The sequence below is a fragment of the Prolixibacteraceae bacterium genome (assembly GCA_019720755.1).
Lineage (GTDB): Bacteria > Bacteroidota > Bacteroidia > Bacteroidales > Prolixibacteraceae > Halosquirtibacter > Halosquirtibacter laminarini.
The window spans coordinates 888,198-902,749 of sequence record CP081303.1 but is presented as its reverse complement, the minus strand read 5'-3'; the positions used below and the strand labels follow the sequence as shown (position 1 = coordinate 902,749).

Sequence of the window (14,552 nt, the reverse complement as noted above, 5' to 3'; positions counted from 1 at the left end):
AATGAGATCTACTCTAATTATTTTTATTTTTTATTTTTCTTTTGCAGCATTAGCACAAAATAAAATAAAGGGAATTGTAGTTGATGAGAAACAAGAACCAATACCAACTACCAGTGTATTGGTCCTTGACAAAGAAGGGAAAAACACAAATAGCACCATCACAGATACATTAGGTCGGTTTAGTTTAAATGTTAATCCTAAATTATACTCAGAAATTAGATTCAAAAGTCTTGGATTCAAAGATAAGGCAGTTAAGCTAAACAGTCTCAGTTATAAGGATATTAATACGATTACGTTAAAGGACACATTGTTGACTATTGATGATATTCACGTTAAAGCAAGCAAACTGCTTGTTAATGCCGAAAAGGATATTTTTTTAATCTCAGATAAGGATAGGAAAAACACTCCAACAGCTTCTGAATTAATTACCGATTTACCTTTGTTTTCACTGAATCATTTTAACAATAAAATTACAACCAATGAAGGTAAAAGGGTTCTACTACTGCTAAATGGCATACGAACAAACGAAGAGAAATTGTTATCAATAAACCCAAAAGAGATTCAAAAAATTGAGCATTACGAACTTCCTCCTGCTCGATATTCCGATTTGAACTTAACATCAGTAATTAATGTTATTACCTTCAATAGAAAGCAAAAAGGATTCGATCTAAGCACGAATCTTAATAACTCCTATTCAGACATTTTTGGCACAAATGTTTTAAACATTGAAGCATACGACTCGATTAACAGTTTTAATGTACAATATTTTATAGACTATAGAGGGTTTGATGATATAAAGAAAAATCAATCCTATTTCTACAACAAAAAAAACTACCATGCTATTTACGAAGGTTTACCGAGTGAATATCGTGGGACATACAACAAACTATCCACAGAATACAAGCGCAATACGTCAAAATATCTATTCTCAGGTGAATTGGTTTATCGTAACAGCAATGGATATGAAAAATATAATCAAAGAGCCACTCACAGTGGGATGGAGATAGTAGAAAGAGAGTATCGACACCGCGAGCTAGATGATCAATCTAATTCGATTGCTTTGGATTTATATTATTCAAGAAAATTACGAAATGACCAATCATGGGGTATTAATATTGTAAATACAATTTCAGGAGCTAATTCAAAATCTAAACTCTCAACATCCAATTCACTAAAATCGGATAATAGTGGAATTTATTCTGACTTTAATGATAATGAAAGCAATTCGATCATTGGAGAAACCTTTTATACCAAACCATTAAAAAAACATCGTTTAACCATAGGCTTTCGAAATTCTTACAAACATCTATCTCAAATATACAACAATCAATATTCTAGCGACATATACCAAAATATTAGTTATCTATATTCAGGACTATCAGGGAAGTTTAAAAAGATATCCTACACCTATAATTTAGGAGTTCAAAACACTCATGCAAAATATGAGAGCAACAACTCTATTACTCAAAATGATATCGTATTAAAATCTTCACTCTCACTATCCACTACAGTTAATAGTGTGAACAAGTTTAGATATAATGCGTACTTATCATCCAATGTCCCTTCAATAACCGAGCTAGCAAATAATCAAGTTCAAATAGATGATTTTTTAATATACCGAGGGAATTACAACATATCTCCATATTATGTAGTAGGTAATCAATTTAAATATCAATTAAACTTTGAAAAAGTATATATAAGTTATTTAGCAAGGTATCAAGTATTTTTAGAACCTTATCAAGCTACATTTATCGATGAAAACCAATATATACTGAAAACTTATCAGCATCAAGAAAAACTTCAGGATGCATATACGAGTTTATTTATTAGCTGGAAGCCATTTAAACAATTTGTTATTCAGCCAATCTATGGTTTTTCATATGTTTCAAACCAATATACTGGGAATAGAACAGAAAAACTAGCCTCTCACTACTTTAGCTTAAAAGCAACGCTTTCACATAAAAGCTGGAAGCTAATTTTAGAGGATATTGAACCTTATAAAAATTTACAAGGAGATATTGTAACTGAAGTTGGAAGGAGTGCTTATGGTCAGCTTTCTTTTACAAAAAAGAACCTTACCCTTGCTGCTTGGTATTGGCATCAACCAGAACCAGTATCCAGTAGGTCTATTTCAAATGTGATTTCATTAAATGAAAATAAGGTTTGGGATGAGTTGCAAAATGTTTTTGGGATAAAGCTTAATTATTTTATACATACAGGTAATAAAAAGACGAGAAATAATAAAAAGAGATTGAGAAACGAAGATAGAGTATCGGGATTATCTAAAGAGAATACTGTTAATTTTAAATAGTTATAAAACCATATGAAGAAGTTTCCCTTTCATAAACAGCTCGATGCGATGGATTGTGGTCCTGCATGTTTGAGTATGATTTCTCAATATTATGGCCGCAAATATAGCATCGATTTTATACGTCAACATGCATTCTTGAATAAAGATGGAGTATCCTTATTGGGCATTAGTAAAGCTTCGGAGGAGCTTGGGTTTAAGACTTTAGGTGGCCGTTTCACTTTTGAAAAATTAGTTGAGAATGCTCCCCTACCATGCATACTTCACTGGAATCAAAATCACTTTGTTGTCCTTTATCGAGTGAAAAAAAAGAAGGGACAATATAGTTTAAGAGTTGCTGACCCAAATAAAGGTCTATTAACATATTCTGTTGAAGAGTTTAGGAATTATTGGATTAGCACTTCAAAAAAAAATGAGGATAAAGGGATTGCTCTTTTATTGGACCCCTCTTCTCTGTTCTATAATAAAAATAGTGATGCAAGAATAGATAATAGTCGAAAAATATTTTTTTTAGCAAAATATTTCTTGCCCTATAAAAGGTTATTTTTTCAACTTATAATAGGTTTAATTGCTGGTAGCATTATGCACCTAATCCTTCCATTTTTAACTCAATCTATAGTTGATAAGGGGATTAACAATAAAGATATAAATTTCATCTGGTTGGTATTACTAGCTCAATTGTCTTTATTATTAGGTAGAGCTGGAATAGATTTTATTAGAAGAAGAATATTGTTACACATAAGCACTCGAATAAATATTTCATTAATCTCAGATTTTTTCATAAAATTAATGAAACTTCCGATGAGTTTTTTTGATATTAAGCTTCATGGGGACCTTTTGCAAAGAATTGAAGATCACAATAGAGTCGAAAGATTTCTTACAGTACAATCCTTCAATCTCCTGTTCTCAATATTTAGTCTAATTATATTTGGCATTGTGCTATTAATATATAATATAAAAATATTCTTAGTTTTTATTTTTGGCGGTTTATTATATGGCTTTTGGACAATGTTTTTCTTAAAGAAACGAAGGGTGCTGGATTATAAAAAATTTGAGTATCAGTCTACTAATAGGAGTAAGACATATCAATTAATTAATGGAATGCAGGAGATTAAACTTCAAAATTATGAGCAAAGCAAACGTTGGGAGTGGGAAGATACTCAAGCTGATTTATTTGAAGTAAACATGCAGACACTTTCATTACAGCAGTCACAGGAAGCTGGGAGTATATTCATTAACGAAACCAAGAATATCTTTATAACAATTTTGGCTGCTTCCTCTGTAATTTATGGAGAGTTGACTATTGGTATGATGCTTTCAATACAGTATATAATTGGTCAATTGAATAGCCCTATAGAGCAAATGATGAATTTTATTTATCAATGGCAAGATGTAAGCATTAGCCTTGAAAGAATGAATGAGATTCATAAAAAGAAAGAAGAAAATGAAGGAAGAAAACATATTAATTCATACGATAATTTTCAGCACAAAAATATTCTAATAAATGAGCTTTCATTTGGGTACGAAAATGGATCAAATAAAAAAGTATTAAACAACATTAACCTATTAATACCACATGGTAAAACTACAGCTATTATTGGGGCAAGTGGTAGTGGGAAGACGACTCTTCTTAAATTATTACTTGGGTATTATAAACCACAAGAAGGTAGTATTAATGTCGGGAATCAACCTCTTGAGAACTTCAAATTAGAATGGTGGAGAAGCAAATGTGGAGCTGTTATGCAGGATGGCTTTATTTTTTCTGAGTCAATAGCAAAGAACATTGCCACCTCTGATTTACATATAAATACCAATAAACTTAAGAATGCTACAAAAACAGCATGTATACATGAGTTTATAAGGCAAATGCCATTAGGGTACAATACTATTATTGGGGAAGATGGACAAGGGGTTAGTCAGGGACAAAAACAAAGAGTTTTAATGTAACTACTCAGGTTCTTTTTGAGTCTAATAATCACACAAAAGTTCCAAACACGTTGTTTTAGTGATGATTGTTAATAATAATAGGCCGTATTGTTGATTACTTTCTGTTATAATATTTTCTAATTTGTCAAGATCAATGAATCTTTGTAATCATGAGAACAATAGATCGTTTAGAACGAGAGAATCAAGCTTTAAAGAAGCAGGTTGAGTCCTTAAAGGAAGAGCTAGACAGAGTGATGTCACGAGTTCAAGCTTTGTCACAAGAGAATACTATGCTTCATGAAAAAGTAAAGGATCTAGAAGATAAACTATCGCGTAATCATAAAAACAGTAGTAATAGTAGTTTTCCACCTTCAAGAGATTTACATACAGTAAAGAAAAATCAATCACTTCGAAATAAATCCACTAGGAAACCCGGAGGTCAACCCAACCATAAAGGATCGACATTACTACAGAGTGATTTTCCAACAAGCATAGAGTCATATTATCCTCCATCGACATGTCAGTGTGGTAATACATTAAATCAAGAAGACGTTAGCTTGTTATGCAAACGTCAGGTTTTTGACATACCACCTGTTCTTGAACAAATCTGTACTGAGCATCGTCTTTATGAAAATAGATGCAGTTGTGGTCAACTACACAAAGGTTCTATGCCCTCGAATATAAAAGCACCTGTCCAATACGGTTCTCATTTACGATCACTAATTGTAAGCTTGTATGTTGAACATTATATCCCTTTAAACCGTATTGGTTCACTAGTGGAAGAGATAACATCATTTAAAATTGGAGATGGGACTATTACTAATATTTTAAATAAAGCCCAAGAGGTGATGACTCCTTTATATGAATCACTTCGTGAATCGATATCCAAATCCAGTGTAGTTGGCTCAGACGAAACAGGTTGCAAGATCAATGGAGGCAAAGGATGGATGTGGGTATGGCAAAATCATGAGGTAACATTCATTACAGCCAATAAGTCTAGAGGGTATAAAGTTGTAGTAGAAAATTTTAAAAAAGGATTTATTAATGCGACCTTAGTCAGTGACTGTTATGCTTCGCAATTAAAAACTCCAGCCAAACATTATCAACTATGTTTAGCACATTTACAACGAGAATTAATCTACATTAAACAACAAACGAATAACAGTTGGGCAGAGGATATTTTGAATATATTCTATAAAGCCATGAAATTAAAGAGAGAATCAGCCAAGAACCAATATCCTTTAAAAGAAAAATCAATATTTAAAGAACAGCTTTTATTACTGTTGAAAAATGACGAGTATGACGATCAGCTAGATGAGATCAAGACATTACGGAGTCGATTAATTAAAAAGATTGATAGTGTGTTTACTTTCTTAGAGTATTACGAAGTTCCTTTTGACAACAATGCATCCGAAAGGTCAATACGTAATATTAAAATAAAACAAAAAGTATCTGCAGGTTATCGAACAGAAGAAGGAGCCCAAAGGTATGCCATGTTACGCTCTATTGTTGATACACTTAAAAAACAAGGAAAGAGTGTCGTGAGAATGATTGCTCATTGGTTATCTCAAAACCATCTTAAGGTCAGTTGGCAATAAAATAATTTACACATTATATATTTTCTGAACCTCCATTCTTTAGCGAATGGAGGCTAAACTATAAATGAAGCTTAGTAGTTACGTTTTAATTGCTCGCTCTGTTTATAAGGACCCTGATTTTCTATTTTTAGATGAAGCTACAAATGCTCTTGATGCGAATAATGAGAAAGAAATACTAAAGAATCTTGAAGAGTTCTATAAAGGCAAAACTGTTATTGTTGTAGCGCATCGTTTAAGTACTGTAAAAAATGCAGATCAAATTATCGTACTAGATGAAGGAAGAATAGCAGAGAAGGGAACACATGAACAACTTGCTATTAAAAAAGGAAAGTATTATAATTTGATCAAAAATCAACTAGAATTAGGTAATTAATTATGGATGATAGAAACGATATTGAACTTCGTAGTGAAAAGGTAAGAAATATTATTGGAAAGATTCCCCCATTAGTCATTAGAACTGGGGTAGGAGTGATTTCTTTAGTTTTTACGGTACTTTTTAGTATAGCATGTAGTTATCGATTTAATGAAACAATTGAATGTAATGCAATCCTATATCCTACTAATAGTATTATTCGGTATGAAATAGCCATTCCTGTTGACAATATTAAGAAAATAACCCAAGGACAAGAAATTGAATTTTCATTTCATGATAAATATGTATTGAGGTCTGTTGTATCTAATATAGATACTGTTGTTCACATTAATAAGAATGGAAGTTATTATAATATTACAGGAATAGTTAATAAATCTGATTTAACTTTTGAGGAAGTTGTTAATGCACGAACAACTATCATTTTAGGAAAAGTAAATGTGATTGAGTATATTTTAAATAGGAATATATTGAATAAGAATTAGTATATGTATCTTCATTCTAAGGAATTTTTCTTTATCTCATTGGTTAGTACAGGGCTTGTTCATGAATTGCTGAAATGATAAAAGGTCGACTATTCATATTATATTTGGATTGCTAAAAACAGATATAAATTATGAATAACGACCTTTCAAGTGCCGAAATTAGAAGATTCTATGAGAAATTACAAGTTAAATTAGTCGATAATCGGAGTCATGTAGGACGAAAGCATGAATTGGCATTTGTGATTACGCTTTTTATTATCTCAATTCTAACAAGTTCCGATCATCTTAGCATAAATAAGATTCATCGTAATATGGTTCGTTATTATGAGAAGTTATGTATCTGTTTACATAAAGATGTTGATCATTTTATAAGTCGAGTTCAGTTGACAAGAATTCTGTCTGAGTTTGATTATGAGTCCTTTTTGACAATTTGTGATGAAGTATACTCTTCTACAGAATGGATATCTATTGATGGTAAAGAACTTCGAGGAAGTATCGATTCTAAAAGCAATAAAAAGAGAGGGTTAAGTATTGTTTACTCTATTGGTCATAACACAAATGTACAACAGTTATTAGGTTTTTATGATGGGACAAAAGAGAGTGAAAAGAGTATTGTTTATGATCATATTCTTGAGTTGCCAGAGCAGGCAAAGATAACACTCGACGCAATGCACAATTCAGAAAATCTGTTGTCTAATATTCACCAAAATAGTCGATTCTATTTGACTCAAATAAAGTCAAATCAGAAGAAATTAAAGGATGACTTAGTGCATACATCCAATCATATAAAAGTAGGTGATGTGATGACAGAAACAGACAAATCGCATGGAAGAATAGACATTAGAAGGTACGAAATATTCCCAATCAATACAGAGATGTTAGAGCCTAGATGGAGTAATAGTGGTATATGTAATATGATTAAAGTGACAAGAGAGAGTCACAATGTAAAGAGAGGTAGAAGGAGTACAGAAACACGATATTATATCACCAATTATAATGGGGAAATAGGTGAAATTGCTGGTGCTATTAGAGGTCATTGGAAAATAGAAATAATGAACCGTATTCGTGATGTTAATTTTGGAGAAGACAAATTAAAGTCATTAGATCATGGATTACAAAAATCAATATCCTCTGTTATGTTGTTTATTTGTAGTGGATTAATGAAAACAAATAGCTACAATAACTTGAATATTTTAAGAGAAGAGCTTGTGCGAAATACTGATAAATTACACGATTTCTTCGCCGCTTAAATTTCATCAACAAGCCCTGTAATTTGATAAAACAGGAGGTATTATGCAAATGCTTAAAATATGTTTTTTCTCTTGATATCAGTATCACATAAATGCGACAAAAAAGTGTCATCAAATCAATCAACTATTTACGATCAAAAAGCACACTATCTAGACTAAATAAAAAAAGCAAAAATGAGAGAGTATATATTAAGGGTATATATAAAAAACAAGAAAATTTATTTAGAATCACTCATCTCGAATCTATTTCCGCACCTCATTATTCTTATAGGTTTTAGTCGTAGCGTAACTTCATAGTGACAATATTGTAGTGTGCTGTTCAGCTTCAATTTTTTGCGCCCGACAAAGTTTGGTTTAAACGCATGAAATATCACACCCGATATAACCAGAACCACGCAAATACGACGTAGTAGCTGCAAACCCATGTGTTTGCCCTCTTTGTGACAATATCATTGTGAGAAGGTACAAAGGGAAAAGAGCTACGAAGACACAAAGGCAGGAAAGAACCACGCAAATACGACGTAGTAGCTGCAAACCCATGTGTTTGCCCTCTTTGTGACAATATCATTGTGAGAAGGTACAAAGGAAAAAGAGCTACGAAGACACAAAGGCAGGAAAGAACCACACAAATACGACGTGGTAGCAGCAAACCCATGTATTTGCCCTCTTTGTGACAACATCATTTTGCGAAAATACATAGGAAAAGGAACCACCTAGACACAAAGGCAGGAAGATGATGTCCACAGATGCAACAAGTCCTCACAGATTTATTTAATGCGAAAAATGTAGAAGTATAAAAAAATTATACTTCTACATGTCACAACATCAAACCTTTAATTCTACCCCACTCAATAGTGTCTATCGGAGATCTAAAAAAAACACAAATGTAGAAGTATAAAAAAAACAATTAAAACAAATTCTCCCTCAAACGACCTTTGATCCAAAACCAATCATCATGAGAGAATTAAGACGATATTAGAAACCAGAAATTATAGAGTACTGAAGTAAAAACCGTGAAATACTGCTATAAGCGATGAGATTCGACGGCCATAGTAGGATTTCGATTTCGACTCCTACCCTCAAGCGCAGGATAGAGTGAGGTGAAAAGGGCACCTCCGTTGCACCAAGAAAATAGGCTAATCCCCTAAGTAGCATCCAACTTCTCCTTTGGAACAGCCCAAAAGCATCCAGGCTTACAGCGGTAAACGGATATAAATCAAAAAAGAAAAACCTTAAAATGAAAGTCATGAAAAAAGAACAAGTGATATATCTTACCATCAACGAAAAGATGCATCAGAAAAAAAGCACACTCTGCAATCCTTCGCTATATTTTGCAGGAGAAAATATAAAGACCATATCATAAACCCTGCAGAGACAGTAACAGTAGTTGTCTCCCTAAAAACAAGCACCAGAGAAAACCTAATAGAAAAAGAAAACATACCGCTTTGTCACAAAAACCATCAAGAACGATCTTACACAAAAGAGAATAAAGACAATATAAGGGATTTTAACAAAACACAAAGACAAACATACACCCAACCATATTAAGTTGCTTAAAAGAGCTTAAAACGCAAAATAACAACATTTCTAAAGAGTGGAACAATCTCTATAAACAATAAAACACTTTACAAACATTTACATGAAAGAAATATAAAGGCATATCATGAAACTGTGTCAAAGATTAAGCAACTCCTAACTGAACTAGAACTAACTTGCAGTATAAACATAGACAAGCACAGATTAAATCTTATTTCTCATGTTTCATTAATGAATTAAGAGCAACGTTTTCGACCTTATTCAGCAACGCTTCCATACGACAACTCTCTAGTAGAAAGATGAAACAACAATTTTATTACTCCCAATCTCTCAGAAAACAAAACAACAGTGCTAGTTACACCTAAATAAATTAAACACATTAACAAGACAAGTACACAAAACAGCCAATATATTAGCCAGAATGCATATTTTTCACTATATTTGGATAATATATTAGCTATATGTATTCACTCGACCCAACACCAAAAGAGATTGCCAAACAATTGGCAACGCGACATAAAGTCCTTCGAAAACAGTTAAAGTTTTCTCAAGCAGAGATGGCAGAACGATCTGGTGTCTCATTAGGAAGTTTAAAACGTTTCGAAACAACAGGACAAATATCCTTAGACTCATTACTGAAGCTTGCTCGCCTACTAAACAAGTTAGATGATTTTAAGCTCATATTTGAGAAAGAAGAGGATCATACCAATATTGAAGATCTATTTATTTCCAAACCATAAACCTCTAATCAAAAGAGCACGACTCTCTTTCAATGCATGATATACCCCATCGGGTATAAATACAATGAAGTTGTTCAAAACTAAGCTCAAATCGGGATAAAGAGAAAAAATGTCACCCAATACCACGCCTACGCCATGTGCTTCCTCTTCGATCGCAACCGCAAAGAGTACCCCCCTATTCCATCCGAAAAGGAAGATCTGCATACGATCTCGTACCAAAGCTCAAAATACTACCACACGATATCAGTCCGCCACATTCAACATCACCATATCATGGTAGCATCTCCAACATCGTGCTTTCAGACCATCATATGCAACAATACCACTCTAAATAACATGCATATTTTATCAATATCCACCATCCTAAAATTGATGTTCTATATGGTAATCGTAACTATCCTTTCTTGCGCCCAAAACTATGACTAGAACAATAGAGACACACGAATGAAAAAGTAATACACATGCGAAATTATTGCTAATGATATAAAAGCAATCCCTATTCTAATCAACCCCAACACCCCCTAAACACTATTATTGAGCATATTTAGCAAAGAAAAACGATATATATTAATAGTCTTTATAATTAAAATTATAATTTACCACACACAAACAACATACGAAGTATATAAGCAACACATGTGTGAACATATTAATGTTTGCACCCATTACAAAAGACAGAAATGAGGAACAGTTTTAGACTTTATAGTTCGATGCATTCGAGCTATTTTGATTTGATCTCAGGCGATAAAGAAACACAACAAACCAAAGGGCTGGGACTATTATTATCAAAATCAGATACAGCATTAAAAGCCTTTCTCGATATTCATTCTATTAAATCGAAGGTAGGGGAAATTGATTTAAAATCCCTTAGTCGAGTTATTGTTAATTGCGAATTGATCTCTAACTCCACCAATAAATACAGAGCAGATATTGTATTGCGATTCTATAAAGAAGGGCAGCCTTTTAAAGCAATTCTTATTGAAGCCAAAAGCATCAATAAAAGGATATCTGTTTACGAGGCAAACAAACAAATCGAGAACTATATTGAAAATGAAGTCTTCGAAGAGCTAGACATATTTGGAAACAACTGTTTTGGTGTTACGCTCATTAAACTTCCAAGCTATAACAAACACCCAAGTTTAATATCGATCACTTGGGAAGATATTATTAGTGCATTCTATAATGGTATCCGTTCGGCTACTCACGTATATGAAGATTGATCTTTTTTACTATAAAGATTATTTCCAGTTTTGAGGAAGTAAGTCATCGTATTTCGATGGCTTGGTGTCGGATATACGATTTAAGATATCTGTATACCATGCATGAGGTTCAACGTCTGCCATTTTGCACATTGAAGATAAAGTATAGAACATTGCTGCTCTTTTAGCTCCCTCTTCTGATCCTGCAAAGAGATAGTTTTTACGTCCAATGGCTACTGGACGTACTTTATTCTCCACATTATTATTGTCGATAATGTAGCTTCCATCTTCTGTATATTGGCACAGTTCATCCCATAGGTTTAGGCTATAGTTGATTGCTTTCCCAATAGGGCTTTTAGGTAATGCTGTAAGAGACTCTTTTTTTAACCATTTTTCGAGTTCCTTTAGTATAGGCACAGCAAGTTCTTGTCGAAGAAGATAGGTTTCTTCGATAGACAACTCTTTTTCCTGATTTGTTCTCTCTATCTTATATAGTTCTTGGATCTTTTTTAAAGCATATTCGGCACGAGTTCGATCATTTTCTTTTGCCTCAAAAAATTTCCGTCGAGCATGTGCCATACATGCTAACTTTATAATTTCTTTTTGATTTCCAAGTTTATGATAACCTTGATATCCATCTGTCTGTAGAACTCCTTTAAACTTTTTTAAAATCGATTCTGGTACAGAACCTTTTCGGGAGTTATCGTAAGTAAATAAACAACTCTTTATATTTGGAGCATAATAGATCCAGAAGTAACCAAGATGAGTGGCTCCTTGTTTCTTATCTGTTAGAACCTTGATACTTGTCTCATCGGCTTGAATATAGTCTGACTGGATTACTTTTTTCTCGATATGTTTGTATAGTGGAGAAAGTAGTTCAGCAGCCTTCCTTATCCATCCATTGATGGTTGCTTTAGGAAAATCAATTCCTGATCTTTTAAAGATCCCTTGGGCTCTATAAAGAGGTATATGGTCGTAGAATTTACCAACAATAAATTGACTTATTAATGAGTTTCCCGCCATACATTTGGGGATAAGATCCGACGGAAGTTCGGAGATGATAATGTTATCCTCTTCGGGTAAACGATATTTTGGACGAACAATTTGTCTTACATAAAGCTTACCTGGACTAAATTCAATTCTCTCTGATATCTCTTCTCCAATACGAGTTGCTCCCTCTGGGACATCATCAGGTTCAATCACTTCTACTTGACGAGGAAGGTCAGAAGGGATACTTTTTCTTTTTGCCTTTTTTTTCTTCTTAACAACCTCAATAACCTCCTCTTCTGGAGAAGATATCTGTAAGTCTTCTAGATTTTTCTCTTCGACTTCAAGAGCTAACTCTAATTGGTTCGGATCTTTATAGGTTTCTTTGGTTGAGCCAAAGATACGTCTCTTAAGATAGGCAATCTGTGCCTTTAAGGATTCGTTTTCTTGTTTTAAACTAGTAACTTCAGAGTCGACATTAGAGTATTCAGTCATCATCTTCTGGAGTTGATCCAAAAGATCTTCTTTACTTACATCCTCTATGATATCGCTCTTATTCATGGTTTAAGGATACACATATTTATTTAAATAACATAACGTTTTTGTCTTTTATATTCTTTGACAAGAACACCTTCTATAAGAAGGACAAGATCAGTGTACTCAAGATGCATTGATGTTAAGTCTTTTATTTCAGGAGGTCTAAAGGTTCCTCTCTCTAGTCGTTTCACAAAAAGAACAAAACCACCTCTTTCCCATTTAAGTAATTTCATCATGGTACGACGTTTGTTCAGAAAGATAAATACATCTCCCGAAGTAATATTGGCATCAATCTTATTCTGCACCAATCCGGATAATCCATCAAAACTTTTCCTCATATCTGTTGCTTCAGAATAGAGGTGAAAACGATCATTTGAAGATATTGATAACATCAGCCTTGAATTTGGATTAATGATCGAAGCGTCGATATTGTCGTTGCTGAAGAAAGTTGAAGGGTTACACCATTGGGATAAGTGATAACGATCTCTTCTTTTATTTGTGAGGTTTCATTGTCTAATGTGACAAAGAAACCTTCAGTTTCTTTAGAATACTCCTTCTTATATTTTGCCTTCCAATAACTATATACTGATAGTTTTATATTATTCTGTTTACAGTAATTGATATTGCTTAGTCCACTATTGTGTTGTGCTTCTATGAGATCAAACATATGTGCTTTTTTACTCATCAATTTCTTTTTTTGATTATGTCTCAAAAATAGAAGGCTTTAAAATAATGCACAAGATGTGAATAACCGAACGCTTACCTATAATGTACTCCCGCAACAAGATACACTACTTGACGATTACTTTAGTTTTCTAACAAATATTAATGGAACAATGAAATTTTACGAAAAAGAAGTTTATTCAATCCCAACAGCAGATTGGTCAGAACAAGCCATAAATGATTTAAAGGTCTATGAATGTCCTAATAGTGGAAAATATTTAATGAATCACAAGCCTCTTTACATTACTTTCAGAAAGAAAGGCGGAGGGGAAATGGATAAACTATTTAAAATCGAAGACATCATCATCTTGAATTTTCACGACGACTACGAGACATTCTTGAAAGATGTGAATTACAGCGAAGATTATCGCAAAAGAGTAAAAGACTATGTAGATTATATGCTTAAAAACAAAATTTGGTCCGCACTGCCTAAAGATGAAAAGCAAGTTTTTATGCTATCAAACAAAGCAATTGAACTAAAGAACAAACCCAAACCAAAGAATGGTAACAACTCTTTTAGAACATACTATGAATTGGCTGATTTGCTAAATGAAGATTTGGTGTAAAACTATAGAATTTAAGATATAAGTATTCAACTTATTATAGACCTCAATAAACTTATTGTAGAATTTTTGAGGTCTATTATTTAAGCAAATACATACCAATTTTATTTTATCATATGAGAATTTTTTAATTGAATATTTTTTTAAAAATAGACGACCTTTGATATTATCAATATTTCTTAAAAAAGACCTATAATATTAGAATTTCCCATCAACATTTGGAAAGAGCAAGAAAGAAAAAAAGTGTAACTACTCAGGCTAGAGTATAATATAACCTGACTACTTACGTACAAACTCTAAATCATGCTTCTTCCCTCATGTATCTCTAGG

Annotated in this window: 12 protein-coding genes and 1 pseudogene; 9 read left to right on the top strand and 4 right to left on the bottom strand. The window is 32.9% G+C overall.

The window, feature by feature from the left end; all coding sequences use genetic code 11:
- The first annotated feature begins 1 nt into the window (after nucleotide 1).
- From K4L44_03835 to K4L44_03805, 7 genes and pseudogenes are all read left to right on the top strand, one after another.
- Complete coding sequence (locus K4L44_03835; protein QZE14967.1) at nucleotides 2–2,311, top strand: TonB-dependent receptor family protein; 2,310 nt, start codon at nucleotides 2–4, stop codon at nucleotides 2,309–2,311.
- 12 nt (nucleotides 2,312–2,323) lie between these two features.
- Nucleotides 2,324–4,255 (top strand): peptidase domain-containing ABC transporter, encoded by a 1,932-nt coding sequence (locus K4L44_03830; GenBank protein ID QZE14966.1) that lies wholly within the window; start codon nucleotides 2,324–2,326, stop codon nucleotides 4,253–4,255.
- Between the two features lie 149 nt (nucleotides 4,256–4,404).
- Entirely contained in the window at nucleotides 4,405–5,832 is a 1,428-nt protein-coding gene (locus K4L44_03825; protein ID QZE14965.1) for an IS66 family transposase, read from the top strand.
- A gap of 82 nt (nucleotides 5,833–5,914) precedes the next feature.
- Nucleotides 5,915–6,205 (top strand): annotated as a pseudogene (locus tag K4L44_03820) (peptidase domain-containing ABC transporter).
- Between the two features lie 2 nt (nucleotides 6,206–6,207).
- Complete coding sequence (locus K4L44_03815; protein QZE14964.1) at nucleotides 6,208–6,687, top strand: hypothetical protein; 480 nt, start codon at nucleotides 6,208–6,210, stop codon at nucleotides 6,685–6,687.
- A 131-nt stretch (nucleotides 6,688–6,818) separates the two neighbouring features.
- A complete protein-coding gene (locus K4L44_03810; protein QZE14963.1) occupies nucleotides 6,819–7,937 on the top strand; it encodes an ISAs1 family transposase in 1,119 nt (372 codons plus the stop codon).
- Nucleotides 7,938–9,934: 1,997 nt separating this feature from the next.
- Complete coding sequence (locus tag K4L44_03805; GenBank protein QZE14962.1) at nucleotides 9,935–10,213, top strand: helix-turn-helix transcriptional regulator; 279 nt, start codon at nucleotides 9,935–9,937, stop codon at nucleotides 10,211–10,213.
- Here K4L44_03805 and K4L44_03800 read toward each other — a convergent pair.
- The gene (locus K4L44_03800; protein QZE14961.1) at nucleotides 10,193–10,417 is read right to left on the bottom strand and encodes a hypothetical protein; all 225 of its coding nucleotides are present in this window, start codon (nucleotides 10,415–10,417) and stop codon (nucleotides 10,193–10,195) included. The genes K4L44_03805 and K4L44_03800 overlap by 21 nt on opposite strands.
- Nucleotides 10,418–10,893: 476 nt before the next feature.
- Here K4L44_03800 and K4L44_03795 point away from each other — a divergent pair, with 476 nt between their 5' ends.
- Nucleotides 10,894–11,433, top strand: a complete 540-nt coding sequence (locus K4L44_03795; GenBank protein ID QZE14960.1) for a hypothetical protein — start codon at nucleotides 10,894–10,896, stop codon at nucleotides 11,431–11,433.
- Nucleotides 11,434–11,451: 18 nt separating this feature from the next.
- On the opposite strand, the gene K4L44_03790 is transcribed toward K4L44_03795, so the two are convergent.
- From K4L44_03790 to K4L44_03780, 3 genes are read right to left on the bottom strand one after another with little or no spacing between them, the layout of a single operon-like run.
- Nucleotides 11,452–12,960: an IS66 family transposase gene (locus K4L44_03790; GenBank protein QZE14959.1), complete on the bottom strand. Its 1,509-nt coding sequence runs from the start codon at nucleotides 12,958–12,960 to the stop codon at nucleotides 11,452–11,454.
- 23 nt (nucleotides 12,961–12,983) lie between these two features.
- Nucleotides 12,984–13,328, bottom strand: a complete 345-nt coding sequence (gene tnpB / locus K4L44_03785) for an IS66 family insertion sequence element accessory protein TnpB (GenBank protein QZE14958.1) — start codon at nucleotides 13,326–13,328, stop codon at nucleotides 12,984–12,986.
- The gene (locus K4L44_03780) at nucleotides 13,328–13,621 is read right to left on the bottom strand and encodes a hypothetical protein (protein ID QZE14957.1); all 294 of its coding nucleotides are present in this window, start codon (nucleotides 13,619–13,621) and stop codon (nucleotides 13,328–13,330) included. Before K4L44_03780 ends, tnpB begins: the two co-directional genes overlap by 1 nt.
- Before the next feature lie 58 nt (nucleotides 13,622–13,679).
- On the opposite strand from K4L44_03780, the gene K4L44_03775 reads away from it, so the two are divergent.
- Entirely contained in the window at nucleotides 13,680–14,225 is a 546-nt protein-coding gene (locus K4L44_03775; protein ID QZE14956.1) for a hypothetical protein, read from the top strand.
- The last annotated feature ends 327 nt before the right edge of the window (nucleotides 14,226–14,552 follow it).

Excerpts from the sequence above, each read along its gene's own strand:
- K4L44_03780 (QZE14957.1), bottom strand. The coding sequence starts at position 13,621 with ATGAGTAAAAAAGCACATATGTTTGATCTCATAGAAGCACAACACAAT.
- K4L44_03815 (QZE14964.1), top strand. The coding sequence starts at position 6,208 with ATGGATGATAGAAACGATATTGAACTTCGTAGTGAAAAGGTAAGAAAT.
- K4L44_03825 (QZE14965.1), top strand. The coding sequence starts at position 4,405 with ATGAGAACAATAGATCGTTTAGAACGAGAGAATCAAGCTTTAAAGAAG.
- K4L44_03805 (QZE14962.1), top strand. The coding sequence starts at position 9,935 with ATGTATTCACTCGACCCAACACCAAAAGAGATTGCCAAACAATTGGCA.
- tnpB (QZE14958.1), bottom strand. The coding sequence starts at position 13,328 with ATGTTATCAATATCTTCAAATGATCGTTTTCACCTCTATTCTGAAGCA.
- K4L44_03800 (QZE14961.1), bottom strand. The coding sequence starts at position 10,417 with ATGCAGATCTTCCTTTTCGGATGGAATAGGGGGGTACTCTTTGCGGTT.
- K4L44_03790 (QZE14959.1), bottom strand. The coding sequence starts at position 12,960 with ATGAATAAGAGCGATATCATAGAGGATGTAAGTAAAGAAGATCTTTTG.
- K4L44_03810 (QZE14963.1), top strand. The coding sequence starts at position 6,819 with ATGAATAACGACCTTTCAAGTGCCGAAATTAGAAGATTCTATGAGAAA.
- K4L44_03830 (QZE14966.1), top strand. The coding sequence starts at position 2,324 with ATGAAGAAGTTTCCCTTTCATAAACAGCTCGATGCGATGGATTGTGGT.
- K4L44_03795 (QZE14960.1), top strand. The coding sequence starts at position 10,894 with ATGAGGAACAGTTTTAGACTTTATAGTTCGATGCATTCGAGCTATTTT.
- K4L44_03835 (QZE14967.1), top strand. The coding sequence starts at position 2 with ATGAGATCTACTCTAATTATTTTTATTTTTTATTTTTCTTTTGCAGCA.